Consider the following 24378-nt stretch of genomic DNA (forward strand, 5'->3'; position numbering starts at 1 on the left):
TGCCCCCGAACACCGCCGCTGCCGTGCACACGCCAGCGGCTTTTGCCCGTTGCCGTTGTTCTGTTGTCCCTCCCCTCCCCCACCTCGCCCCCGCCCCTTCCGATGCCCGGTGAATTCAGTCTCCATGGAGTGTTCGTCCCGACCCTGCTCGGGTTGATGTTGTTGGCCTACCTGGTCAACAGCGGCCTGCACGCGCTGCTGCAGCGTGCCGGCGCCTATCGCCATGTATGGCACCCGGCGCTGTTCAACCTGGCGCTGTACGGGATCGTGCTTGGCCTGCTGTTCCACCTCCTGCGTTGGATGCAATCGTGAACAAGATCGTGAAGAAGACCCTGCCCATACTGCTGACCAGCGCAGCCGTGATCGTCGCCCTGCTGGTGCTGCGCCAGCTGTGGGTCTATTACATGGATGAGCCGTGGACCCGCGACGCCCATGTCGGTGCCGACGTGGTGCAGGTGGCACCGGACGTGTCCGGGCTGGTGGAAACGGTGAACGTGGCCGACAACCAGGCGGTGAAGAAGGGCGACGTGCTGTTCGTGATCGACCGCGCGCGTTACCGCATCGCGCTGGAACAGGCCAAGGCCAGCTTGGCCGAGCGCCAGGCCTCGGTGGCGCAGCTGCGCCGCGAAATCGGCCGTGACCGCAGCCTGCAGGATCTGGTCGCCGCCGAGGACGCCGAAGTGCGCCGCGCCAAGCTGCAGGCTGCACAGGCTGCGCTGGGCACCGCACAGGCGGCGGTCGACCTGGCCGAGCTCAACCTGGGCCGCACCGAGGTGCGCGCACCGGCCGATGGCCGGGTCAACGACCGCACCATGCGCGTGGGCGACTACGTGGTGGCCGGCAAGCCGGTGCTGGCGCTGCTGGACACCGGCTCGTTCCGCATCGACGGCTACTTCGAGGAAACCCGGCTGCGCGGCGTGGCCCCGGGGCAGCGCGTGGACATCCGCCTGATGGGCGAATCGGCGCCGCTGCGCGGCCATGTCGAGAGCATCGCCGCCGGCATCGAGGATCGCTACCGCAGCAACGGCAGCACCCTGCTGCCGAACGTGACCCCGGCCTTCGACTGGGTGCGCCTGGCGCAGCGCATTCCGGTGCGCATCGCGATCGACGAAGTGCCAAAGGGCGTTGAGCTGATTGCCGGCCGTACCGCCACGGTGACCGTACAGACCAACAGCACGAAGCATGCAGACAAGGTCGGCACCGCGCCGACACAGGCGGGCCTGTGAACGCCACCCTGCCCCGTCTCGGCCTGATCGTCGCGCTGGCCAGCCTGGCCGCGTGCAGGACCGTCGGCCCGGACTACGCGCTGCCGGAAGGCTCGGCGTTCAAGCGCCCGGAGGCCAATGCGGCCTTCATCGATACGCAGAACCCGCAGGTGGCCGCCAACCAGGCGCTGCCCGACCGCTGGTGGTCGTTGTACAACGACCCGGTGCTGGACGGGCTGATCACCCAGGCGCTGCGTGACAACGTGGAACTGAAGGCCGCCGATGCGCACCTGCGCCGCGCCGCCGCCGTGTACGAACAGGCGCTGGACGCTGGCGGCTTCGAGTACGAGGCCGAGGCCGGCGTCAGCCGCGCGCAGCTGTCGGCCGAATCGTTCCTGCAGGAGCACGAGCTGCCGGTGATCAACCTGGCCGATGGCAAGTTCGCGGTCAGCTACCAGTTCGACCTGTTCGGCAAGCTCAAGCGCGGCGCCGAAGCGGCGCGTGCCGACGAGCAGTCGGTGGCGGCGGCACGCGATCTGGCCCAGGTCAGTGTGGTCGCCCAGGTGGCCGACAGCTACCTGGAAATCTGCCATGCCAACCACGAACTGCACGTGGCCGAGCATTCGCTGCAGCTGCAACAGCGCAGCCGCACCGTTACCGAGCGCCTGATCGCGGCTGGCCGTGGCACGCCGCCGGAGCTGGCCCGCGCCAATGCCCAGGTGGCGCTGCTGGAAGCTGCACTGCCGCCGCTGCATGCGCAGCGCTCGGCGGCCGCCTATTCGCTTGCCGCCCTGCTCGGGCAGACCCCGGGCCAGCTGCCGGCTGGCGTGATCGACTGTGCACACGCCCCCGGCCTGGCGCAGCCGCTGCCGGTCGGTGATGGCCGTGCGCTGCTGCAGCGCCGCCCGGACGTGCGCCAGGCCGAACGCAAGCTGGCCTCGGCCACCGCGCGCATTGGCGTGGCCACCGCCGAACTGTATCCGGACATCCGCCTGGGTGCCTCGGTGGGTGCCGCCGGCCTGCTGGAAGACTTCGGCACGCCGATGACCCAGCAATGGTCGATCGGCCCGCTGATTTCGTGGACGTTGCCGTCGTCGGGCACGCACGCGCGCATCCACGCTGCCGAAGCGGGCGCCGATGCGGCCCTGGCCGAGTTCGACCACACCGTTCTGCAAGCGCTGCGCGAGACCCAGACCGCGCTGGACCGCTATGCGCAGGACCTGCGCCGGCTGCAGTCGCTGCGCATCGCGCAGGAACAGGCCGCACTGGCTGCCGAGCAGAACCGCCGGCTGTACCAGGGTGGCCGCACGCCGTACCTGTCCAGCCTGGATGCCGACCGCAGCCTGGCCACCAGCGATGCCACCCTGGCCGCCGCCGAAGCGCAGGTCTCACGCGACCAGATCCATCTGTTCCTGGTGCTGGGCGGCGGCTGGCAAGCCAGCACCGCTGCGGCCGGCACCCCGACCGCAGCGAAGTAAGCCATGAACGCGCTGACCGACCGCCAGGCCTGGCTGTTCTCGATCAAGACCTACCTGGCCGCGGTGGCCGCGCTGTACATCGCCATGGCCGGCAACCTGTCGCGCCCGTACTGGGCGATGGGCACCGTGTACATCGTCAGCCAGCCGCTGCTGGGCCCCACCCGCGCCAAGGGCGTGTACCGCATCGTCGGCACCCTGGTGGCCGGCCTGGCCACCCTGCTGGTGCTGCCGGCACTGGTGGAAACTCCGCTGGTCCTGAGCGCGGCAATGTCGATCTGGCTGGCCGGCTGCCTGTTCATGGCCCTGCTCAACCGCGGCCCGCGCGGCTACGCGTTCCTGCTGGCCGGCTACACCACCGCCTTCATCGGCTTCCCCGCAGTGACCTCGCCGGAAACCATCTTCGACACGGTGGTGGCGCGCAGCGAGGAGATCATCCTCGGCACGGTGGTGGCGGTGCTGTTCGCCTCGCTGCTGTTCCCGGCCTCGGTGCGGCCGATGCTGCGCGCCCGCATCGGCAACTGGATGGAGGACGCCGCGCAGTGGTGCCGGCAGATCCTGGAACGTGGCCGTGCACACGCGCCACGCAACCGGTTGGCCGCCGATCTGGTGCAGTTCGAGGCGCTGATCGAATTCCTGCGCCGCGATGATCCACGCCATGCAGGGTCGGCGGTGTCGATGGAGCGCCTGCGCGAGCGCATGCTGCTGCTGTTGCCGGTGCTGTCCTCGATCGCCGACCGCCTGAGTGCGTTGCGCAGCGATGGCCAGGCGTTGCCGGAAGGCCTGCCGGAACTGATCGACGACATCCACGACTGGCTCGACGGGCCGACCAATGCCAGCGAGTACGCCCGCCTGCGCGCACGCATCAGTGCGCTGAAGCCGCAGGTGGACCGCGACCTGCAGCACCTGCAGCTGGCCAGCCTGCTGCTGCGCCTGGAAGAACTGGTGGACCTGTGGCAGGACTGCCGCACCCTGCAGCACGCCATCGACCACGGCACCGCGCCGCTGGACCGCGCGCACTACCGCATCCGCACCGAACGCGTGGCCGCCGACAAGCACGTCGACTACGGCATGGCGCTGTTCTCCGCGCTCAGTGCCGGCGCGGCGCTGATGAGCTACTGCGTGCTGTGGATCGCGCTGGGATGGGAAGGCGGCGGCAACGGCGCGATGATGGCCGCGGTGACCGCCGCGTTCTTCGCCGCACAGGACGATCCGGCACCGAGCATGGTGTCGTTCCTGGTGTGGGCGATGGTCGCCTCGGTGGTGGCCGGCGTGTACCTGTTCGGCGTGTTCCCGGCCGTGCACGACTTCGGCCTGCTGGCACTGGTGCTGGCGGTGGCGTTCCTGCCGCTGGGGCTGATGCTGCACCACCCCAAGAGCGCGCTGTTCGCGCTGCCGCTGACGGTGAACCTGGCCGCGCTGTTGAGCCTGCAGAACACCTACAGCGCCAACATCCAGACCTTCCTCAACTCGTCGATCGCGATGTTCATCGGCATTGGCTTTGCAGTGGTGATGACCCGCCTGTTCCGTTCGGTAGGTGCCGAGTGGACCGCACGCCGGCTGGTGCGGCAGGGCTGGACCACGCTGGCCGAAGCCGCCGAAGGACGCGGCCAGCAGGATCGGCAGCGCTTCGCCGCACGCATGCTCGACCTGCTGGGCCTGCTCGCCCCGCGCCTGGCGGCGACGCCCGAGGGCAGTGACATCGCTTCGGTGGACATGCTCAATGAGGCGCGCATCGGCCTGAACATCCTGCAGCTGCGCCGCGCGCGGCTGGAGCTGCCCGAGCGCAGCCGCGAGGCGGTCGAGCACATCCTGGAGGAAATCGCGGCGCACTACCGGCGGCAGATCGCCGCACGCAAGCCGATGGTGGCGGCCGAGGCGCTGCGCGAACGGCTGGATACCTCGCTGGGCCGGGTCGGCAGCGTGGGCGCCTGCAAGGCCCGCGACGAGGCGCTGATGGGCCTGATCGGCCTGCGCTTCGCGCTGTTCCCGGAGGCGAAGGCGTTGGCGCCGGGATGGGAAGGCGCCGAATCGCCGTCCGTGTAATGCGATCCGCCAGGCGCGGCCCGGCGCTACCATCGTGGTTCGGTAGCGCCGGGCCATGCCCGGCGGCCACTCGCGATCCCCACAGGACGGTTCAATGAGTTACGACATGATGGTGTTCGAGGCCAGCGCGGCCCCACGCGAGGCGGCGGCCTTCATCGCCTGGTTCGAGAAGCAGACGCAGTGGAACGAGCGCCACGAGTACGACGACCCGGCGGTCAGCAGCCCGGCGCTGCAGGCGTGGTTCGCGGAGATGGCGCAGGACTTCCCGCCGTTGAACGGCCCATCGAGCAATGGCGATGACGATCGTGCCGAAGTGACCGAGTACAGCATCGGCCGCGAGGTGATCTATGGCGCATTCGCCTATTCGGTGGCCGAGCGCGCGCACGGCCGCGTGCAGGACCTGGCCGAGAAGCACGGCGTGGGCTTCTTCGACGTGAGTGCCGATGAAGCGGCGATCGTGTTTCCGGATGGGCTGGTGTTGATCGCGGAGTGAGGGGGGCGGCAGGGCCTCACCCTGCACCTGCTCAATGCAACGTCAACGTCAAAAGCTGGCTATCCGTGGGATCGCGGGGCGGGTCCGATTGCGGGGGACGCTGCAAGTACGTCCCTGTAAGCTCGGTCGCCGCATCCATGCGGCTCACGCCCCCGCAACCGGACCCACCCCGCCTTCGACAGTTTCCCGCGATCTGTCGGAATGGCATGGCTTGCTTCTGGTGGGTGTCGACCTTGGTCGACACGGTAGATCCACGCCATGCGTGGATGAAGGTGCGCGTTGTGATTGGAGGAATTGGAAGGACTGAGGTCAGAACAGCTGGCCCTGCACCGTCGGTTCTTCGATCAGTGTCGATGGTGCTTCGATCACGTCTTCCGCACCCAAGCGCCAGGCCAGGCCACCCAATCGACTGGCGTGGCGTTTCAATGCGGCCTGCAGCACCTCTGCGCTGCCCGCCACATGCAGCTCCTGGCGAGCACGGGTCAGGCCGGTGTAGACCAGTTCGCGCGACAGCACGCGGCTGTCCTGGCGTGGCAGCTGCAACCACACTTCATCGAACTCCGAGCCCTGTGCCTTGTGTACGGTCGTCGCAAAGGCGCTTTCGTGCGCGGGCAGTGCTGCGGGGTGGAAGGCGCGCGGCTGCTCGACGGTGTCGCCGGGGAACCAGGCCACCATTGCGCCGCTGCTGTCGCGCAGGCAGATGCCGATATCGCCGTTGAACAGGCGGTGCCGGTAGCTGTTCTCGGTCACCAGCAGCAGGCGGCCCTGGAAGTAGCCCGGGGTGTTGCCCGCCAGCAGCTGCTCGATACGGCTGTTGAGGCCACGCGCGCCCTGCGGGCCTTCGCGCAGCGCGGTCAGCACGCGCAGTCGCCCGGCCTGCTGCAGGGCAAGCGCCGGATCGGCGGCGTCGGCCAACGCACGCCAATGGCCCAGCAGGTGCTCGCGCTGGCCGCGCAGCGGGTCGGCCTCACCTTCATGGAACTGCACGCCGGCCAGTTCACCGCCGCGCAGCAGCTGCAAGGCGGCGCCGGCGTCACCCTCGCGCACGGCATCTGCCAACGGGGCCAGCACCAGTGCATCGGTCTGCCGGTACCCACGTTGCAGCTGCACGCGGCGGCCGGCGAAGGCGCGCGGTTCGGCCTGGGGCTGCAGCGTGGACGGCGCCAGCAATCCACGCAGCGCCTGCGCGTCATCGGCGCGGGTGCCGATGCCATCACCGCTGGCACGCAGGATCGCGCTGAGTACGTCGCCGGCTTCCACCGACGGCAGCTGGTCCGGGTCGCCGAGCAGGATCAGCCGGGTGCCGCTGGCGATCGCGTCGACCAGCTTGGCCATCATCGGCAGATCGATCATCGACGCTTCGTCGACCACCACCACATCCACCGGCAGTGGATTATCAGCGTGGTGGCGGAAGCGCGGTGAATCGGGAATCACGCCGAGCAGGCGATGCAGGGTGGTGCCGGTACTGGGCAGTGCCGCGCACAGTGCCGGGTCCACACCGTCCTCCTGCAGGCGCTGCACGGCCAGCCGCAGGCTCTCGGCCATGCGTTCGGCAGCGCGCCCGGTGGGTGCGGCCAACGCCACCTCGGGCAGCGGCTGGCCGGCCTGCCGGGCCTGCGCTGCCAACAGCAGCAACAGGCGCGCGATGGTGGTGGTCTTGCCGGTGCCGGGGCCGCCGGTGACCAGTGCCAGCGGATGGCGCAGGGTCACGCCGGCTGCGCGTGCCTGGTGATCTTCACTGTTCAATGCCTGCGGGAACAGCTGCGCGAACAGCGGCGCCAACGCCGTTATGTCCGGCGCCGGCAGCGGATGCCGGCCGATGCGCTGCAGCCCAGCCGCCAACTGACGCTCGTACTCGCGATAACGGCGCAGGTAGAGCAGGCCGTTCTCCAGCACCAGTGGTGCATCCTCGGCGATGGCGTCGGACTGCTCGGGTATCGCCACCCACGGCGACGCACGCAACTGTGCCATCCAGTCGTGCGCGGCAGGCCACTCGGGCACGCCTTCCAGCAACCGCTGCGGTTGTGCCGGATCGAACGCGGCGTGGCCCTGCGATACCGCCAGCGAGGCCAGCGCCGCCGCCAGCGCCACACTCTCGGGCGTGTCGTCGCGCAGCCGCTGCAGGCTGGTCGCCAACGCGTGATCAAGAGTGCGCAGCTGGCCCTTCTGGTGCAGTTCCTTCAGCAGGCTCATGCGCTGGCCCCCCGCGCACGTGCGGCCAGTTCGGCCTGGGCCTGCTCGCCACCGGCGAACAACGCATCCAGCGCATCCACCAGCGCGAACGGGAAGCGGTCCACATGCACGCCGTTGCCGGCAGCATCCAGGCCGCGGCAGAACAGGTAGCGGATGCCCCCCATGTCGCGCTCGTAATCGTAGGCCGCGCCCAGACGGAAGCGCAGCCAGCGATGCAGGGCCACGGTGTAGATCAGCGCCTGCAGATCGTATTCGCTGTGGCGCATGGCAATGGCCAGCAGGTCCGGGCTGTAGCCGGGCAGGCGGTTGGACTTGTAGTCGAGCACATACCAGCGACCGTCGCGCACGTAGGTCAGGTCGATCATGCCGGTCATCAGCCCTTCCAGGCGGCGGCGCTGGCCGAAGCCTCGACGACCACTGGAAATGCCGTGCGCATGCAGCACCTGCAGCAGGGCCGGCACCGTGGTTGGTTCGATGGCGAAATGGAAGTCGATTTCGGCGCGGCGCTCGCCTTCTCCCAGGCTGTGCAGCGCGCCGCCTTCGGGCAGCGGCACGGTCAGGGTGTGGCCAACCAGCGGCACCAGCACCGCCACGCCGTCGTCCAGGTCGACGTCGGCATAGCCTTCGTCGTGCAGCGCCTTGCGCAGTACCTCGGCCTGCCCCTCGGGCGCTTCCAGGCCCGGCTGCCAGTCACCCCATGCGGCGAAGTCGACGTTCTCCATTGCCTCATGCAGCACGTTACCGAAGCGGCTGCCCATGAAACGCGGATCAAGCGGTGCACTGTCTTCGGCGGACGCGGTGGGTTCGGGCAGCGCCGGTTCCAGTGGCAGCTCCGGGCCGGCCGGTTCATCGGCCGCCGGTGCCGGCAGCTCGGTGGCGGCCGCTTCAATATCACTGCCAGCGCCCGCATCGGCATGCGCCAGCTGGGTGAAGCTGTACACCCACCAGTCGTGCGGCACGCGCCGGGTCAGTGCACGCACCGCCGGAAGGTCACCTTCCACTTCGGCCGCCAGCTGCGGCAGCGCGGCCGGTGCATCACTGTCATCGATGTGCACATCGGCGTGTGCGCGCAGCGCCTGCAGGTCGCCCAGCAGCGGCGCCAGACGCGTCTTGCCCAGCCCGGCCAGATCACCCACGGCGATCCACAGCGCATGCTCGGCGCGGGTCAGTCCCACATACAGCAGGCGTGCATCTTCGGCACGCTGCTCGCGTTCGCGCTGCGCCGTAGCTGCTTCCCAGGCCTCGTCCTTGTCCAGCTTCCAGTGCAGCTGGCGCTGGCCGCCCACATGCACCGTGCAGTGCGAGGCCGTGTTCGGTGCGCCGCCGTCGATGCCGACGAAGGGCAGGAACACCAGCGGATACTCCAGGCCCTTGCTCTTGTGCAGGGTGATGATCTGCACGCGGCGCGCATCCGATTCCAGGCGCAGCAGCTGCTGCTCGTCATCCTGGTCGGCGCTGGCCATCTGCCCCTGCAACCAGTCCAGCAGCCCGTGCATGCCCAGCGCCTGCGCGGAGGCTTCCTGCAGCAGTTCACCCAGCTGCAGGTAATTGGTGAGGCGGCGCTCGCCATCGATCAGCGCCAGCAGACGCTCGCCCTGCGCGGCACAGACATCGGCGATCACCGCGAACGGCCCGCCGCGCTGCCAGCGCTCTCGCCAGTGCAGCAGCTGCGCCTGGAACCCGCGTTGCAGGTCGCCGTCGCGTTCCATCGCCGCAATCGCACTTGCGCGCTGGCCGAGCAGTACCGTGGCCAGCGCTGCGCGCAGGCGGCCCTCGTCGGCCGGTTGCAGCAGTGCCAGCAGCAGCGCACGCAGATCACGCGCTTCAGGCGTGGAAAACAGGCTCTGTTTGCCGGCTGCCACTGCCGGAATGCCGACCGCGGCCAGTGCGCGCTGCACCAGGGTGGCCTCGCGATGCGAGCGCACCAGCACCGCGATGTCACCGGGCTGCACCGGGCGCCCACGCAACACGGCATTGCCCGCACGCGCCTCGACCAGGATCTGGTGAATCGCGGCCACGCAGGCCTGGGTCGCCGCATCGCGCGAGGCATCGGCGCTCATCGCCTTGTCACCGCCACTGCGCAGCACGCGCAGGGTGAGCGCCGCGGCGGCATGGCCGTCGCGCTGGTAGTCCGCATCGCTGCGCACGCCACCGGGCCGCACCGGCTCGAACTGGATGTCGCGTTCGAGGAAGGCGTCTTCGCCAGCGTTGTCGTACAGCGCCTGCAGCGCGCGCAGCACAGCGGGTCGCGAGCGGAAGTTCTGGTCCAGTACCGGCGCCTGCTGCGCCACCTGCTTGGCCTTCAGGTAAGTGTGGATATCACCGCCGCGGAAACCGTAGATCGCCTGCTTGGGGTCGCCGATCAGGAACAACGCCGGTGCCAGGCCCAGCTCGCGCACCTCCGGCGAATCACCGAACACGGTGTGGAAGATGCCCCACTGGCGATCGTCGGTATCCTGGAACTCATCAACCAGCGCGATGCGGTACTGCGCGCGCAGCTGCCTGACCAGCGTCAGTCGCTGCGGGCCTTCCAGGGCGAGCGCTACGCCATCGATCAGATCGTCGTAGGTCTGCACCCGGCGGACGCGCTTCAGTGCCTGCAGCCGCTGCGTGGCGTCGGCGCGAAGCGCGTGCAGGAAATTCAATGCGGTGGCACGCAACCAGGCATCGCGTTCGGCCAGCAGCACGACATAGCGCGCCAACGGTGCCTGCAATGGCGACGACGGCGTGCGCTCGGCGAATTTCTTGTTGGTCTTGGTGGCCAACGCCTCCGGCAGCAGCGCCGGCAGGCGTTCGCTGATCAGCAGCTCGCGCGGGTCGGCGCGCTCGGCCCAGGCCAACAGCTGCCGGCCCAGCGGATGCAGCCAGCCCAGCTTGTAGGACACGCCGTTGAGCCACTTGTTGTCGACCGCATCGCAGAGGTCGATGAAGAACTGCTCGCCGTGTTCGCGCACGCGTGCAGACAGCTCTTCCGCCGCTCCCTGCAGGGCCGTATGCGGATCGGGCAACGCCACCGGCTGCGGCAACGGATGCAGTGGCGGCGCGGCCAGCAGCGCGCGCAGATCGGCGGCCAGCGCGTCCGGGTTGGACCACAGCCAGGTCAGCGGCTCCAGCGTGGCCGGGTCATTGGCATGCACGCGCCATAGATCCGCTGCCAGTTCCTCCAGCAGCTCGCGGTCACTGGCCAGCAGTTCCGGCGGGTCGAAGGTATGGCCGCTTTCCAGCGCATGCTCGCGCAGCACGCGGGTGCAGAAGCCGTGGATGGTGAAGATGGACGCCAGGTCGATCTCGTCTGCGGCCACCTGCAGGCGGCGTTTCAATGCGCCGGCGCTTTCGGTGCCGCCCTGCAGATGGCGCTGCAGCACGTCGCGGGTCAATCGCACCTCCGGTGCTTCACCGTCGGCCGCTTCCAGGTCGACCAGGCGCGCGGCCAGCGCCAGGCGCTCGCGGATGCGCTTGCGCAGTTCCTGGGTGGCGGCATCGGTGAAGGTCACCGCCAGGATCTGGCCGATGCGCAGGCCCTGCTCCACCACCAGGCGGGTGAACAGCGTGGCCAGGGTGAAGGTCTTACCGGTGCCGGCGCTGGCTTCGATGAGGCGGATGCCGTCCAGCGGCAGGGCCAGGTAGGGATCACGGCTGAGGGATTCGATGCCGTCTTCGGCCATGGCGGTGTTCATGCGTTGCCCTCCTGGCGTGCTTCGGTGCCGAGAGCGCGACCTTCGCGCACCGCGCTGAAGACCACCTGGCTGTTGCGCAGCAGGTCGGCGTAGCCGGCATCGGTGGCGAACGGGTCGGCACCGCGCAGCAGCAGCTGCCACGCGTCACTTCTGGATTCCCCCCAGGTGCGGTCACTGCCGTGCCACTGCTTCCAGCCTTCGCTGCGCTGCTTTTCTGCCGGCGCGTTGTACAGCACCCAGCCGGTGTACGGAGCAAAGCGCAGCGGCTCGCGCAGGCCACGCTGGCGCAGCTGCAGCAGCGCACGCAGCGCAGCACGTGCAGCGGGAACGCTCAATGCCGGCAGCACGTGCGGACCGGGACCGGCATCGCCGCCGTCATGGAACTGCACAAGCGGCAGCGCATCGCCCGCAGCGTTCGCCAGCAGCCAGTCCAGGCCGTGGCGGATCACTGCATTGCCATTGAGTGTGCCGGCACGCAGGCGCACCAGCCCTTCGGGATGCCGATCGGCCACGCGGCCATGCAGGCGCACGCCATCGATGTCCACTTCGTAGCGACGGCTTTCCAGTGGTTCGCCCTGCATCCAGCCCAGCAGCGCACTGGCATACGGGCGTGTCTTCAACTGCTCCACCTCGAACTGGCGCTCGCCCAATGGACCCGACGGCAGCAAGCCACGCGCGCGCAACCGCGGGTACAACGGCTCGGCATCGCCGCTGAGCGTGGCGCGTACCACCGCCGCCTGCACGCTGCGCTTTTCCGGCCCGCGCGACGAAAGCACCAGCGGTTCCAGGTCATCGACCTCCTCGACATCGTCGGCCAGGCGCAGGCCCAGCGACTGTGCGAGGAACTGCCCGGCCGGGTCGCACAGGAAGCGGCGCAGGGTATCGAGCGCGACCTCCTCTTCCACCGCATCGTCGAGCGGCGGCGGCAACGGTGCATCGAACCACGGCTGCAGGCCACCGCGCTGGCCGGTCAGGCGACCGGCGGCCGGATGCCACTGGCGGCGATAGCTGAAGCGGCGTGGATCGCCATCACCGAACGCGGCTGGCGAGAACGGCTGCAAGGCGTGACGCACGGTGAAGTCGCGGACCGCCGCAGTCGGATCGAGGTGATATGCGGCGGCGGCGTCGATCAGTTCGCTGACCAGTACCGACGGCTCACGCACGCTGCCATCGCGCGGATCGGCGCCGAGATAGCTGAGATAGAACACCTCCTGCGCGGCCGCGAACAGCTGCAGGAACAGGAAGCGGTCATCCTCGCGGGTGGAGCGGTCGCCCGGACGGCGGCGCGGCGTATCCAGCTCGGCGGTGAGCTGGTTGAGACCGGCGGCCGGGTCACGGCGGGGGAAATCGCCATCATTGAGTCCGAGCACGCAGATCACCCGGAACGGCAGCAGCCGCATCGGCACCATGCGGCCGAAACTGATGCCACCGGTCAGCAGCGGTGCGCGCGTATCGGCCTCCCCCAGTACGCCGGCGAAGTGCGAACGCACCACCTCCGGCGGCACGCCGTCTTCGAAACCGGCCTTGGCGGCATCGTCGGCGAACTGGTTGAGCAGCTTGCGCAGGCGCTCCAGCGCGCGCTGGCTGTTGGGCGAGCTGGGCGCGGTGGGCAGCAGTGCGTCCAGCAGCGACAGCAGGCGCTGCCGCCACTGCGCCGGGGTCAGCAGCTCGCCGAGGCGACGCTGATAGATCGCCAGCACGCGCAACAGGCGCAGCAGCCGGTCCAGCGCGTCCAGCGCGCCGCCTTCCAGTTCGATCCACGGCGCCACACCGGCCAGGTCAGCCTCACTGCCGGTGGCATGGCCGAGTACCAGGCGATCCAGCGCGAACTGCCAGGTGTAGGCGTCGTCGGCCGGTGCCTTGTGCTGGTTGCGGTGTTTCGCATCCAGGCCCCAGCGTGCACCGGCCTGCTGCAGCCAGCCATGCAGGCGGTCGAAGTCCACCGCTTCCAGCCCGGCCGCTTCGGCCAGCGGGGCGCTGGCCAACAGGTCCAGCACTTCGTTCAGGCCAAAGCGCGAGACCGGCAGGCCCAGCAGATGCACGAACACATCGGCCAGCGGCTCGCCCGCCAGCGGGCTGCTGTCGGCCAGCGCATAAGGAATGTGTTCCTCCTCGCCGCCGCGACTGCCGAACACCGCTTCCAGGTACGGCACATAGGGATCGATGTCCGGCGCCAGCACCGCGATCTCACGTGCCTGCAGCGGCGGGTCGAAGCGCGGGTCCTGCAGCAGGCTGCGCAGCTGGTCGTGCAGTACCTGCAACTCACGCAGGCGGGTGTGGCAGGCGTGTACCTGCAGGCTGGGGTCGTCGCTGCGCAGGCCGTCGCGCAGTTCACCCGAGGGCAGCGCGCGACGGTGGAACAGGTCACGCTGCAGGCGATGCAGCAGGCTGTCGGACAGGCCACCTTCGTCCAGGCTTGGCCCGGTGTCCTCCTCCGGATCGGAATAGGCGGCGATTTCGCCGGCCGGATGCACCACCTCGTAACTGCCCAGCACCGCCATGAAGTCGCGCCCGGCCGCACCCCACGCTTCCAGCAGCCGGTTCTCGCCGGCTGCTTCACCGAAGGGATCCGGTGCGCCACTGCGCAGGCGCTCGGCCAGCGTCTGCAGATCTCCCCAGTACGACTGCACCGGGGTGGGCATATAGAAGTGCAGCTCGCCTACCCGGGCCTGGGTGGCCATCACCCGCAGCACGTCAGGCGAGATGTTGAGCGTTGCGAACGCGGACATGCGCGGCGGCAGGCCCTGCGGCAGGGGCTGGCCGGCGCCTTCGAAGCGGTCCAGGTACTCCTGGATGCGGCGGGCGCGGTAGTCGTGACCGCGGGTGATGGTGCGCCACAGGATCGCCTGCGGGTCGGCCGGATCGGCACCGGCTGCCCAGCGCAGCAGCCAGTCGCGGCGCCAGGCCTGGTACTTCTCGAACACCGAGGCCAGCTCGCCGGCCAGCGCCCACGGTTTCAATGCGTCATCGCCGGAAAGATAGGACTGCAGCGCGCGCATCGGCGGCTGCGCCAGCAGCGCCGGGTCGCGCAGTGCCTGATACAGCTTCCAGTGCAGGCCGGCCGCGTCCAGATCGTCCTGCTCGCCGCTGACGTTGGCCTTCAGCGCCCGCGCCACGAACTCGCCGGGGGTCAGGAACTGGAGGTTGGCGGCGACGCCGAATTCCGCGGCCAGTGTCGCCTGCAGCCAGCGCCGCATCGCCACCTGCGGGATCAGCACCACTTCCGGCGCCAGCAGCGGCTGGCCCTGCACCGGCGCACGCACGTTGCGCGCCAGCAGCGCGGCCAGCACGTCCAGGGAATTGGAATGGTAGAGGCGGAAATCGCTGCCCGGGTCACTCATCATGCACAGTGTGCAGCACGGCAGGCAGTATTCAATGGTTGGCCCGCCAGCGGTACGGATTGTTCCGGCCCGCCGGCCGATTGTCCCGGCCTACGCGAGGCCTTGCCGTGCAACAATACTGGACCGTCCAGTCTGCTTATGTTCAGCCGACGGGCCCGATCCTTCGATGTCTAAAAAACGTTAATGGTGCCCATGTCGGCTTCCACCTCCAGTCTGGTGCAGTTATCCAACGTCCGCATCGACCGGAGCGGGCGCACGATCCTGCGCGACGTGTCGCTGCAGGTGCCTAAGGGCAGCATCACTGCCGTGCTCGGTCCGTCCGGCAGCGGCAAGTCGACCCTGCTGGCGGCACTGACCGGCGAACTGCGCCCGGTGGCTGGCGAGGTCACCCTGTTCGGCAAGCCGATCCCGCATGACAGCGGCGCACTGCTGGAAATGCGCAAGAGCGTGGGCGTGCTGCTGCAGGGCAACGGCCTTCTGACCGACCTGACCGTGGCCGAAAACGTCGCCCTGCCGCTGCGCACGCACACCCGCCTGCCGACCGCCGTGCTGCGCCGCCTGGTGGAAATGAAGCTGCATGCGGTGGGCCTGCTGGCCGCCGCCGATGCCTGGCCGCGCGAGCTGTCCGGCGGCATGGCGCGCCGTGTGGCGCTGGCCCGTGCGCTGGCGCTGGACCCGCCGCTGATGATCTACGACGAGCCGCTGACCGGGCTGGATCCGATCGCCTCCGGGGTGATCATGAGCCTGATCCAGCGTCTCAACCACAGCCTGGGCCTGACCAGCATCATCGTCAGCCACCACGTGCACGAGACCCTGCCGATCTGCGACCAGGTGATCGCGATTGCCAATGGCGGCATCGTGTTCCAGGGCACGCCCGAGGCGCTGCAGTCCAGCCAGGACCCGCTGCTGCGGCAGTTCCTGCATGGCCAGCCCGATGGCCCCATCCCGTTCGATGCCGCGCCGCGCGCGAGGGTCGCCTGATGCCGTTCGTCCAAGCCACCCGTTCGCTTGGCCGCGCCGGCCTTTTCTCGCTGACCGTTTTGCGCGGTTCGCTGCCCACGCGTGATTTCCTTGCCGAGCTGACCCGCGAGATCTACAAGATCGGCGCGCGCTCGCTGCCCATCATCGCCGTCGGCGGTGCCTTTGTCGGCCTGGTGCTGACGCTGCAGGGCTACCGCACGCTGACCACCTTCGGTGCGGCCGACGCGCTGTCGACCCTGCTCGGCCTGTCGCTGTACCGCGAGCTGGCACCGGTGCTGACCGCGCTGCTGTTCATCGGCCGCGCCGGCAGCTCGATCGCTGCCGAACTGGGCCTGATGCGTGCCACCGACCAGATCAAGGCGCTGGAGCTGATGGCGATCGACCCGGTGGCCAAGGCGGTAGCGCCGCGCTTCTGGGCGGCGGTGCTGACCGTGCCGTTGCTGACCGGCATCTTCTGTTCGCTGGCGATCAGCGCCAGCTACTTCGAAGCCGTGCACGTGCTGGGCCTGGACAACGGCGTGTTCTGGTCGGCGCTGCGCAACAGCGTGGATTTCTGGGACGACTTCGGCGTGGCGATGCTGAAGTCGGCGATCTTCGGCGGCACTGCCGCGCTGGTGGCCGCCTATGTTGGTTTCCACGCCGAGCCGACCATTGAAGGCACGTCGGTGGCGACCACCCGTGCGGTGGTCAACGCCTCGCTGCTGGTGCTGATGTTCAACTTCGTGCTGTCGGCAATGTTGTTCACCTAACCCCTCCACCGGCGGTGCGCAGGCGCGCGCGGCCACCACGACTCGATCAGGTAATCCACATGGCCATCCGCGGTCCCAGACTTGAATTCTCTGTCGGCGCCTTCCTGCTGCTGGCTCTGGCCTCGTTGCTGGTGCTGGCCGTGGCCTCGACCAACCAGCGCTGGAGCTGGGGCAGTGAGGGCTATGACCTGAAGGCGCGCTTCTCCCAGGTCGGCCAGCTGCGCAAGCAGGCGCCGGTGAAGATCGGCGGCGTGACCGTCGGCCAGGTCGCTTCGATCGACCTGGACCCGGTGAAGTTCGAATCCATCGTGACGCTGCGCATGGACAGCAAGGTCAAGGACCTGCCGGCGGACACCTCGGCCGGCATCTTCACCAGTGGTTTGCTCGGCGAGAGCTATATCGGTCTGCAGCCGGGCGGTGACCCGGACGTGCTGAAGGCCGGCGACGAGATCGTCTTCACCCAGCCGGCCGTGGACCTGATCCAGCTGGTCGGCAAGTACATGTTCAGTGGCGGCGCCGGTGGCGGCACTGCTCAGAAGCCCAACGATGGCGCGCAGGCGCCTGCAACGGAACCGCAACCATGAAAATGAAACTGATCCCGGCCCTGCTCGCCTCGGCGCTGCTGGCAGCCACCCCGTTCCTGGCCCAGGCCCAGGCCGCCGCACCTGCCACTGCCGCAACGCAGAGCCAGGCCGGCAAGGTGGTGATCGATGCCAGCAGCCGCATCCTGTCCACGCTGCAGCAGCGAAAGAGCGAGTTCACCAGCAACCCGGCCAGCCTGCGCAGCTACATCGACAGCGAACTGACCCGCACCTTCGACCGCGACTACGCCGCGCGTCTGGTGCTGGGCCCGCACGCCCGCGGCGCTTCCGACGCCGACATCAAGCTGTTTGCCGATGCGATGGCGGACAGCCTGATGCAGCGCTACGGCTCGACCCTGCTCAACATCCAAGGCAAGCCAAGCTTCCGCCTGAAGGGTGAAAGCCCGCTGCCGGGCAATCGTGGCGTGCGTGTCAGCACCGAACTGGTGCGCGCCGGCAACGAGCCGACTCCGGTCGAGTACTGGATGCGCAACGTGAACGGCCAGTGGAAGATCTTCGACGTCAACATTGAAGGTATTTCCTACGTGCAGACCTTCCGCAACCAGTTCGATACCCCGCTGCGCCAGAAGGGCATCAAGCAGGTGGCCAGCGAACTGCACAGCGGCAGCATGCAGGCCGGGCCCGCGGGCAATGGCAAGTAACGCACTGGCACTGCTGGAAGGCGACACCCTGCGCCTGCGCGGGGTGCTCGACCGTGCCGCGGTGATCTCGCTGTGGCCGCAGCTGCAGGCCCTGCCGGCAACGCTGTCACGGCTGGAGCTGGGCGAGGTGGACCGCGTGGACAGCGCCGGCCTGGCGCTGCTGGCCGAGCTGGCCGCACGCGCGCGCAGGAGCGGTCACCCACTGGTCGTCTCCGGCGCGCCGGCCGGCTACAACGAGCTGAGCGCAGCCTACCGGCTGTCGCCCGATCTGGATTTCAACGCTACTTCTGCTGCGAGCTGACATGAACGTCGTACGCACTCTCCCCTTGATCGTCCTGGCCGCCGCGCTGACCGCCTGCGCCGGCAAGCCCGCACGCAGCGATGCACCGGCAGCCAGTACCGTGGTCCCGGCCAGCACCGTCGCCGAGGCCTCCGCCCCCACCGCCGATACCGCTACGATTGATGCCGCGCCGGCCGCAGCCGTGGTTGCCGCCCCTGCACCGGCCACGCCACCCTCCGTACCGGCCCGCGGCGCCGACACCGATGCGGCCAGGGCCGCAGCGGCGACCGCCCCCGGTGGTGATGACGACTTCGATGCCCTCTATGGCGGCAGCGGCAACACCGGCAGTGCGGCAGCCTACGACCCATGGGAACCGTTCAACCGCAAGGTGCACAAGTTCAACAACGCGGTCGACCGCGGCATTGCCCGTCCGCTGGCCACCGCCTACACCCACGTGGTGCCGCGCTTCGCCCGCACCGGCGTCAGCAACTTCTTCAGCAACCTGCGCGCACCGGTGACCATCACCAACCAGCTGCTGCAGGGCCGCGGTGCCGATGCCTGGGACAGCCTCGGCCGCTTCCTGATGAACAGCACGCTGGGTATCGGCGGCCTGTTCGATCCGGCCAGCAAGGCGATGGTGCCGCGTCGCAATGAGGACTTCGGCCAGACCCTGGGTGCCTGGGGCTGGCGGCGTTCGCGCTACGTGGAACTGCCGTTCTTCGGCCCGCGCACCGTACGCGATGTATTCGGCCTGGCCGGTGACATTCCGCTGTCGCCGATCCGCCGCATCGAGGAGGACAAGGTCCGCATCGGCCTGCAGGGCCTGCAGCTGGTCGATACCCGCGCGCAGCTGCTGGCGGTCGACAACCTGCGTGACACCGCTGTGGACGAGTACTCGCTGGTACGCGATGCGTGGATGCAGCGCCGCAACTACCAGATCGAGAACGATCTGCGCAGCAAGCGCGACCGTGGCCACGACGATGCCAATTCGCCGATCCCGGTCGATGCCATGCCGATGCCGAACTGGAGCAACTGATCGCTGCAGCCCGTGCATGAAAAAACCCCGCCTCGGCGGGGTTTTTCTTTTCCGGTAGGCGCCAACCCTGGTTGGCACGCTTTCCTCAGGCCGCCAGCGCGGCCTCGATGGCTTCGCGCAGGCGCGCGTCATCGGCAGCCACGTCCGGGGCGAAGCGCGCGATGACCTTGCCGTCGCGGCCAACCAGGAACTTCTCGAAGTTCCACAGCACCGCCGGTGCTGCGTGGATCGGAATCTCCTTGCTCGCCAGGCGCTCACGCAGCGGGCCTTCGCCGATCGACTGCGGCTGGGCGGCGGTCAGCTGCTGGTACAGCGGGTGGGTGTCATCACCGGCCACGCTGATCTTGGAGAACATCGGGAAACTGACGTCGTAGGTGAGCTGGCAGAACTGCTGGATCTCCGCCTCGCTGCCCGGCTCCTGGCCGAGGAAGTTGTTGGCGGGGAAGCCCAGCACTTCCAGGCCCTGCGCGTGCTTTTCCGCATACAGCGCCTGCAGGCCTTCGTACTGCGGAGTGAGGCCGCACTTGGAGGCGACGTTGACCAGCAGCAGCACCTTGCCCTGGTAGTCGGCAAGCGAGGACGGCTGGCCGTCGATGGTGGTGAGGGAAATGTCCTGGATCGGGGTGCTCACGTGGGGCTCCGGCAACAGCGGGAAATGGCCCACCAGCATAGCGCTGTGCGCGCGGTTGTAGAGCCGAGCCTACGCTCGGCTGCTGTGGCATCAGCCGAGCGTGGGCTCGGCTCTACAGGCAGGATTCAATCCACGCAGATCGTGCCCTGCGCCTTGCCGTCATCAATGCGCTGGCGGCAACCGAAGTTCTGGCGCACGTCGCGCTGGCAGGTACCGGTGACGGCACTGCCGGCGGCCACGTCGCCCGTGGCCAGGCACTGGCCGCTGCAGTCGCTCTTGCGGCTGCAGGCCTTGCCGGCGTCGGCATAGGGAATCACGCACTGCTCGCGCTGCAGCCGGCCGAGCCGCTGCAGGGTGCCACCGGCGGCCTGGCAGTCCACGTCGCGCGCTTCGCGGTACGCCTCGTCCGCTTCGGGGGTGCTGGAGGCGGCCTGCGTGGTCGTGTCCACGGTCGTTGGCGTGCTGCTGCAGGCGGCGAGCAGCGCGGTCAGGACAAGGCTGGTGAAGCGGGGCAGGCGCATGGCGGTACCTGGTCGAAGCGGACAGGCCGCCAGCATACCCATCGGCGATGCAGGCGGCGTGTCAGTGTGGCTCAGGCCTCGTCGCCCTCGCCGTCACTGCCTTCCTCCTCGGCCACCGCATCACCCTCGGCCAGGTCGCCGAGCAGCGACTGCGCCTGTTCGGACGCCAGCGACTCCACGCCACGCAGGCGGCGTTCGATGGTACGGGTCTTGCGGCTGGCCTCCCCGATGCTGCGGCCAACGGTAGTGATCTGCTTCTCGGCCTTTTCCAGGATGCCGGCGAACTTCCCGAACTCGCTCTTGACCGCACCCAGCAGGCCCCACACTTCGCTGGATCGCTTTTCAATGGCCAGGGTGCGGAAGCCCATCTGCAGGCTGTTGAGCAACGCGGTGACCGTGGTCGGTCCGGCCACCACCACACGGTGCTCGCGCTGCAGCAGGTCGACCAGGCCCGGGCGCCGGATCACCTCGGCATACAGGCCTTCGGTGGGCAGGAACATCACCGCGAAGTCCGTGGTGTGCGGTGGCACGATGTACTTGTCGCAGATCGACTTGGCCTGCACGCGCACCGCGCGCTCCAGCTGGATGCCCTGCAGGCGCACGCCCTCGGCATCGCCCTGTTCCTGTGCGTCCAGCAGGCGCTCGTAATCCTCGCGCGGGAACTTGGAGTCGATCGGCAGCCACACCGGCGTGTCGTCGCTGCTGCGGCCCGGCAGGCGCACGGCGATATCGACCATCTCGCCACTATCCGGGCGCACCCTCACCGCACGCGCGTACTGCTCCTGGGTGAGTGTCTGCTCGAGGATGTTCTCCAGCTGCACTTCGCCCCAGCTGCCGCGGTTCTTGACGTTGGTCAGCACGCGCTTGAGGTCGCCCACGCCGGTGGCCAGCTGCTGCATCTCGCCGAGGCCACGCTGCACCTGTTCCAGGCGCTCGGAGACCAGCTTGAAGGAGTTGCCCAGCCGCGTTTCCAGCGTCGACTGCAGCTTCTCGTCCACGGTGTGGCGCATCTGCTCCAGCTTCTGGGCGTTGTCGTTCTGCAGCGCGCGCAGCTGTTCCTCCAGCGTGGCACGCATCTCGGCGATGCGCTGCTCGTTGCGCTGGGTCAGTTCCTGCAGGCGCAGGCCCAGACTGTCGGTCAGGCGCTGCTGCGACTGCGCGCCCTCCTCGCGGCCCTTGCGTGCATCGTCCACCAGGGTCTGGCGCAGTGCCCCGAGCTGGGTATCGGTGCGCGCAGTGAGCTCCTGCAGCTGCTGGCCAAACGCATGGATGCGTGCCTCCTGCTGCTGGCCGAAGGTCTCCAGCTGGCCGCGCAGTTCCTGCAGCCGCTGCCCCATCAACGCTGCGCCGCGCTGCTGGCTGTCGGCCACTTCAGCGCGGGCTTTGCGGGCATCTTCGCCCAGCGCTTCGCGCAGCAGGTCCAGGCGCTGGTCGGTGCGGGTGGACAGATCGGTCAGCGCGCGGGCGAAGCCATCGAGCTGTTCGCGCAGTTCGCTGCGCCCGGCGCGGGCCTCCTCGCGCACGGCCTGTTCCAGGCGGTCATGCGGCGGACGGCGCAGCAGGGCGACCAGTTGCAGGATGAGCACGGCCAATAGAAGGCCGGCAATGAGCAGGTATTCGGTTTGCATGGGGCAAGTGTAGGCTGGCCGAGTCTCAGCTGCTGCGTCAGGACCATGCTCGCTCTGTACGGAAAGCCCACCTCCATCAATGTGCGCAAGGTGCTATGGCTGTGCGCCGGTCTGGACTTGCCCCTGCACCACGAACCGGCCCCCCCGCCGGACCTGCTGGCCACGCTGAACCCCAACCGGCAGGTGCCGGTGCTGCGCGATGGCGACTTCGTACTGTGGGAATCCAACAGCATCTGCCGCTACCTTGCCGCGCGCGCCGGACGCGAGGATCTGCTGCCACGTGCGGCGCAGGCCCGTGCGCGGGTGGAGCAGTGGATGGACTGGCAGGCCAGCGATCTCAACAGTGCCTGGCGCCACGTGTTCATGGCGCGCGTGCGCCAGCATCCGGACTATCCGGACGATGCCCGCGCCGAGGCCAGCCTGGCGCAGTGGAACCGGCTGATGGGTGTGCTTGAAGCCCAGCTGGCCGCCACCGATGCCTATGTGGCGGGCAGCACCTTCACCCTTGCAGATATCGTGCTGGGGCTGTCGACCCAACGCTGGCGCAGCACGCCGGGCAGCAAGCCCGCGCTGCCCCACCTCGTCGCATGGTTCGAGCGCCTGCGAGAGCAGCCCGGTTTCGCCGAACACGTCGACAACGGCGTGGCGTGAGCGGTGGCTCCCGCAGCTGTTGGTAGGTGTCGACCCTGGTCGACACGGCTGATCCACGCCATGTGTGGATGAAGCTCCGTAGAGCCGAGCCTATGCTCGGCTGACGCCCACGCGCGAACGGCAGCCGAGCGTGGGCTCGGCTCTACAGGAGCCTTACCAGCCTTCCAGCACGATCTTGCCCTTGGCGCGATGGCTCTCCAGCAGCGCATGGGCACGGCGCAGGTTGGCCGCGTCGATGCGCCCGAAGTGCTCGCCCAGCGTGGTCTGCAGCACGCCGGCATCGATCAGCTCGGCCACCCGGTTCAACAGGTCGTGCTGGCGCTGCATGTCCACCGTCCGGTACAGCGGGCGGGTGAACATCGATTCCCAGTGCAGTGACAACGCCTTGCGCTTGAGCGCCATCACATCCACCTGGCCCGGGTCATCGATCAGGCCGAACTGCCCTTGCGGCGCCAGCAGCTCCACGATCTGCGCGTAGTGCTGGTCGGAATGGGTCAGGCTGGCCACGTGCTGCACCTCGCTGATGCCCAGCCGCGCCAGGCCCTCGGCCAGTGGCAGGCAGTGGTCGATCACATGGTGGGCGCCCATCGCATACACCCAGTCCTGGGTCTCCGGGCGCGAGGCGGTGCCGATCACGGTCAGCCTGGTGAGCTTCCGCGCCAACTGCACCAGGATCGAGCCGACACCACCGGCAGCGCCGATCACCAGCAGGGTCTGGCCTTCGCCCCCGTCCTCGGGAATGCGCAGGCGGTCGAACAGCAGCTCCCAGGCGGTGATCGCGGTCAGCGGCAGTGCGGCGGCAGCGGCGTCATCGAGGCTGGCCGGCTTGCGGCCGACGCTGCGTTCGTCCACCAACTGGTACTGGGCATTGCTGCCCGGGCGATCGATGACGCCAGCGTAGTAGACCGCATCGCCGGGCTGGAACAGGCTCACCTCGCTGCCCACCGCATCGACGATGCCGACCGCATCCCAACCCAGCACGCGCGGGCCGTCGGTGGCCACGCCTCGGCGGACCTTGGTGTCGACGGGGTTCACCGCCACTGCGCGCACCGCCACGCGCAGGTCGCGCGGGCCGGGCTGCGGCAACTCCAGTTCGAGGTCGATCAGGGCCTGGGGATCATCGATCGGCAGGCCGGCTTGGGTGTAGGCAATGGCGCGCATGGCAGCGGTCCAGTGGGGGAGGAGGCGACAGGTTGCGCCGCGCGCGGTCCCTCGGAAAGGCGCAGAATCGGGCAGCACTTTCACTCTGGCGATGAAGATGATCCGTTTCGACGATCTGCAGCTGTTCGTCCGCACTGCTGCGCTGGGCAGCTTTTCGCAAGCGGCCCGCGAGGCCGACCTGCTGCCGGGGCAGGTCGCTGCGGCAGTGGCGCGGCTGGAACGCGAGCTGGACCTGCGCCTGTTCGTGCGCACCACCCGCAGCCTGCGCCTGACCGGCGAGGGCGCGCTGTACCTGCCCTACGCACAGGACGTGCTGGCCACCCTGCGCGAGGGCCAGGCGCGCGTGCAGGCCGAGGACGCCGAACTGCACGGCACCCTGCAGCTGTCGGCGCCGTCGGACTTGGGCCGCAACCTGCTGCTGCCCTGGCTGAGCGCGTTCCGCGCGGCGCATCCCCGGCTGCGCCTGCACCTGCGCCTGTCCGATGAAGTGGCCGATGTGTTCCGCGACCCGGTCGACGTGGCCATCCGCATCGGCCACTTCGACGACGCCAACTACGTCGCCCTGCCCCTGCTGGAAGGCAACCGCCGCGTGTTGGCCGCCTCGCCCGATTACCTGCAGCGGCGTGGCACGCCCACGCGCCTGGAAGATCTGCGTGAGCACGATTGCCTGGTCTACCAGCTCAGCGGTCGTGCCTACGATCGCTGGTCTTTCGACGTCGATGGGCGTCGTACCGTGGTTGCCGTGCGCGGCCCCCTGGTCTGCGACGACGCCGATGTTGTAAGGCGCTGGGCCGTGGCCGGCGAAGGCATCACCTACAAGTCCTGGCTGGACCTTCGCGAGGACGTTCTGGCCGGGCGCCTGCAGCTGCTGCTGGGCGGTGTTGGCAGCGACATCCCGTTGCAGCTGGTGTGCCCGCACCGCAAGCAGTTCTCACCCGCGGTGCGGCAGCTGCACGCGCAGCTGCGCCAGCACCTGCAACCGCTGCTGTCTGGCATGCCGGTTGGCCCCACCGGCCCCCTGTCCTCCGCCGTGGTGCTGGCCGACAATGGCGGCCCCGCGTAAGAGA

Annotated in this window: 20 protein-coding genes; 13 read left to right on the top strand and 7 right to left on the bottom strand. The window is 68.9% G+C overall.

What is annotated here, in order from left to right; translation table 11 throughout:
- Nucleotides 1–102: 102 nt before the first annotated feature.
- The 5 genes from AC5P8C_RS15825 (at nt 103) to AC5P8C_RS15845 (ending at nt 5219) form a co-directional block, all read left to right on the top strand.
- A complete protein-coding gene (locus AC5P8C_RS15825; RefSeq protein ID WP_010487502.1) occupies nt 103–312 on the top strand; it encodes a DUF1656 domain-containing protein in 210 nt (69 codons plus the stop codon).
- Complete coding sequence (locus AC5P8C_RS15830; protein ID WP_043403026.1) at nt 309–1226, top strand: efflux RND transporter periplasmic adaptor subunit; 918 nt, start codon at nt 309–311, stop codon at nt 1224–1226. The genes AC5P8C_RS15825 and AC5P8C_RS15830 overlap by 4 nt, the downstream gene beginning before the upstream one ends.
- On the top strand, nt 1223–2683 hold the full coding sequence (locus AC5P8C_RS15835; protein WP_010487499.1) for an efflux transporter outer membrane subunit: 1461 nt from the start codon (nt 1223–1225) through the stop codon (nt 2681–2683). The genes AC5P8C_RS15830 and AC5P8C_RS15835 overlap by 4 nt, the downstream gene beginning before the upstream one ends.
- 3 nt (nt 2684–2686) lie before the next feature.
- A complete protein-coding gene (locus AC5P8C_RS15840; RefSeq protein WP_495219072.1) occupies nt 2687–4726 on the top strand; it encodes an FUSC family protein in 2040 nt (679 codons plus the stop codon).
- A 94-nt stretch (nt 4727–4820) separates the two neighbouring features.
- A complete protein-coding gene (locus AC5P8C_RS15845) occupies nt 4821–5219 on the top strand; it encodes a hypothetical protein (protein ID WP_233653339.1) in 399 nt (132 codons plus the stop codon).
- Nucleotides 5220–5528: 309 nt separating this feature from the next.
- On the opposite strand, the gene recD is transcribed toward AC5P8C_RS15845, so the two are convergent.
- From recD to recC, 3 genes are read right to left on the bottom strand one after another with little or no spacing between them, the layout of a single operon-like run.
- Nucleotides 5529–7412 carry an exodeoxyribonuclease V subunit alpha gene (gene recD, locus AC5P8C_RS15850; protein WP_495219073.1) on the bottom strand — a complete coding sequence of 628 codons (1884 nt, stop codon included), beginning with the start codon at nt 7410–7412 and terminating at the stop codon, nt 5529–5531.
- Nucleotides 7409–11089, bottom strand: a complete 3681-nt coding sequence (recB, locus tag AC5P8C_RS15855) for an exodeoxyribonuclease V subunit beta (protein ID WP_495219074.1) — start codon at nt 11087–11089, stop codon at nt 7409–7411. Before recB ends, recD begins: the two co-directional genes overlap by 4 nt.
- Nucleotides 11086–14433 (bottom strand): exodeoxyribonuclease V subunit gamma, encoded by a 3348-nt coding sequence (gene recC, locus AC5P8C_RS15860; protein WP_495219075.1) that lies wholly within the window; start codon nt 14431–14433, stop codon nt 11086–11088. Before recC ends, recB begins: the two co-directional genes overlap by 4 nt.
- A 189-nt stretch (nt 14434–14622) precedes the next feature.
- On the opposite strand from recC, the gene AC5P8C_RS15865 reads away from it, so the two are divergent.
- Genes AC5P8C_RS15865 through AC5P8C_RS15890 form a run of 6 tightly spaced genes read left to right on the top strand, consistent with a single transcriptional unit; the run spans nt 14623 to nt 18719 of the window.
- On the top strand, nt 14623–15411 hold the full coding sequence (locus AC5P8C_RS15865) for an ABC transporter ATP-binding protein (protein WP_014039019.1): 789 nt from the start codon (nt 14623–14625) through the stop codon (nt 15409–15411).
- On the top strand, nt 15411–16160 hold the full coding sequence (locus AC5P8C_RS15870; protein ID WP_005414955.1) for an MlaE family lipid ABC transporter permease subunit: 750 nt from the start codon (nt 15411–15413) through the stop codon (nt 16158–16160). The genes AC5P8C_RS15865 and AC5P8C_RS15870 overlap by 1 nt, the downstream gene beginning before the upstream one ends.
- 59 nt (nt 16161–16219) lie before the next feature.
- Nucleotides 16220–16744, top strand: a complete 525-nt coding sequence (gene mlaD, locus AC5P8C_RS15875; protein ID WP_021203289.1) for an outer membrane lipid asymmetry maintenance protein MlaD — start codon at nt 16220–16222, stop codon at nt 16742–16744.
- Nucleotides 16741–17403 carry an MlaC/ttg2D family ABC transporter substrate-binding protein gene (locus AC5P8C_RS15880; protein ID WP_019658776.1) on the top strand — a complete coding sequence of 221 codons (663 nt, stop codon included), beginning with the start codon at nt 16741–16743 and terminating at the stop codon, nt 17401–17403. The genes mlaD and AC5P8C_RS15880 overlap by 4 nt, the downstream gene beginning before the upstream one ends.
- Nucleotides 17393–17704: an STAS domain-containing protein gene (locus tag AC5P8C_RS15885; protein ID WP_019658777.1), complete on the top strand. Its 312-nt coding sequence runs from the start codon at nt 17393–17395 to the stop codon at nt 17702–17704. Before AC5P8C_RS15880 ends, AC5P8C_RS15885 begins: the two co-directional genes overlap by 11 nt.
- A 1-nt stretch (nt 17705) precedes the next feature.
- Nucleotides 17706–18719, top strand: coding sequence for an MlaA family lipoprotein (locus AC5P8C_RS15890; RefSeq protein WP_019658778.1), 1014 nt, complete (start codon nt 17706–17708; stop codon nt 18717–18719).
- Nucleotides 18720–18804: 85 nt separating this feature from the next.
- Here the strand turns inward: AC5P8C_RS15890 and AC5P8C_RS15895 are convergent, their stop codons facing one another.
- The 3 genes from AC5P8C_RS15895 to AC5P8C_RS15905 form a co-directional block, all read right to left on the bottom strand.
- Nucleotides 18805–19350, bottom strand: coding sequence for a glutathione peroxidase (locus AC5P8C_RS15895; protein ID WP_010487473.1), 546 nt, complete (start codon nt 19348–19350; stop codon nt 18805–18807).
- Between the two features lie 125 nt (nt 19351–19475).
- Nucleotides 19476–19871 (bottom strand): hypothetical protein, encoded by a 396-nt coding sequence (locus tag AC5P8C_RS15900; RefSeq protein ID WP_019658780.1) that lies wholly within the window; start codon nt 19869–19871, stop codon nt 19476–19478.
- Nucleotides 19872–19942: 71 nt separating this feature from the next.
- Nucleotides 19943–21499, bottom strand: a complete 1557-nt coding sequence (locus tag AC5P8C_RS15905; RefSeq protein WP_019658781.1) for a DNA recombination protein RmuC — start codon at nt 21497–21499, stop codon at nt 19943–19945.
- Nucleotides 21500–21544: 45 nt separating this feature from the next.
- On the opposite strand from AC5P8C_RS15905, the gene AC5P8C_RS15910 reads away from it, so the two are divergent.
- Nucleotides 21545–22150, top strand: a complete 606-nt coding sequence (locus AC5P8C_RS15910) for a glutathione S-transferase family protein (protein ID WP_111099194.1) — start codon at nt 21545–21547, stop codon at nt 22148–22150.
- A 153-nt stretch (nt 22151–22303) separates the two neighbouring features.
- On the opposite strand, the gene AC5P8C_RS15915 is transcribed toward AC5P8C_RS15910, so the two are convergent.
- Nucleotides 22304–23311: a zinc-binding alcohol dehydrogenase family protein gene (locus AC5P8C_RS15915; RefSeq protein WP_495219076.1), complete on the bottom strand. Its 1008-nt coding sequence runs from the start codon at nt 23309–23311 to the stop codon at nt 22304–22306.
- Between the two features lie 91 nt (nt 23312–23402).
- On the opposite strand from AC5P8C_RS15915, the gene AC5P8C_RS15920 reads away from it, so the two are divergent.
- Nucleotides 23403–24374: a LysR family transcriptional regulator gene (locus AC5P8C_RS15920; protein ID WP_019658784.1), complete on the top strand. Its 972-nt coding sequence runs from the start codon at nt 23403–23405 to the stop codon at nt 24372–24374.
- Nucleotides 24375–24378 lie beyond the last annotated feature (4 nt).

Source organism: Stenotrophomonas sp. YJH_SMC_46, assembly GCF_059370315.1.

Bases quoted from the DNA above. Each gene is read 5' to 3' on its own strand.
- AC5P8C_RS15890 (WP_019658778.1), top strand. From the start codon at position 17,706: ATGAACGTCGTACGCACTCTCCCCTTGATCGTCCTGGCCGCCGCGCTG.
- recD (WP_495219073.1), bottom strand. From the start codon at position 7,412: ATGAGCCTGCTGAAGGAACTGCACCAGAAGGGCCAGCTGCGCACTCTT.
- recB (WP_495219074.1), bottom strand. From the start codon at position 11,089: ATGAACACCGCCATGGCCGAAGACGGCATCGAATCCCTCAGCCGTGAT.
- AC5P8C_RS15915 (WP_495219076.1), bottom strand. From the start codon at position 23,311: ATGCGCGCCATTGCCTACACCCAAGCCGGCCTGCCGATCGATGATCCC.
- recC (WP_495219075.1), bottom strand. From the start codon at position 14,433: ATGATGAGTGACCCGGGCAGCGATTTCCGCCTCTACCATTCCAATTCC.
- AC5P8C_RS15910 (WP_111099194.1), top strand. From the start codon at position 21,545: ATGCTCGCTCTGTACGGAAAGCCCACCTCCATCAATGTGCGCAAGGTG.
- AC5P8C_RS15840 (WP_495219072.1), top strand. From the start codon at position 2,687: ATGAACGCGCTGACCGACCGCCAGGCCTGGCTGTTCTCGATCAAGACC.
- AC5P8C_RS15900 (WP_019658780.1), bottom strand. From the start codon at position 19,871: ATGCGCCTGCCCCGCTTCACCAGCCTTGTCCTGACCGCGCTGCTCGCC.
- AC5P8C_RS15885 (WP_019658777.1), top strand. From the start codon at position 17,393: ATGGCAAGTAACGCACTGGCACTGCTGGAAGGCGACACCCTGCGCCTG.
- AC5P8C_RS15905 (WP_019658781.1), bottom strand. From the start codon at position 21,499: ATGCAAACCGAATACCTGCTCATTGCCGGCCTTCTATTGGCCGTGCTC.
- AC5P8C_RS15880 (WP_019658776.1), top strand. From the start codon at position 16,741: ATGAAAATGAAACTGATCCCGGCCCTGCTCGCCTCGGCGCTGCTGGCA.
- AC5P8C_RS15825 (WP_010487502.1), top strand. From the start codon at position 103: ATGCCCGGTGAATTCAGTCTCCATGGAGTGTTCGTCCCGACCCTGCTC.
- AC5P8C_RS15920 (WP_019658784.1), top strand. From the start codon at position 23,403: ATGAAGATGATCCGTTTCGACGATCTGCAGCTGTTCGTCCGCACTGCT.
- AC5P8C_RS15865 (WP_014039019.1), top strand. From the start codon at position 14,623: ATGTCGGCTTCCACCTCCAGTCTGGTGCAGTTATCCAACGTCCGCATC.
- mlaD (WP_021203289.1), top strand. From the start codon at position 16,220: ATGGCCATCCGCGGTCCCAGACTTGAATTCTCTGTCGGCGCCTTCCTG.
- AC5P8C_RS15870 (WP_005414955.1), top strand. From the start codon at position 15,411: ATGCCGTTCGTCCAAGCCACCCGTTCGCTTGGCCGCGCCGGCCTTTTC.
- AC5P8C_RS15845 (WP_233653339.1), top strand. From the start codon at position 4,821: ATGAGTTACGACATGATGGTGTTCGAGGCCAGCGCGGCCCCACGCGAG.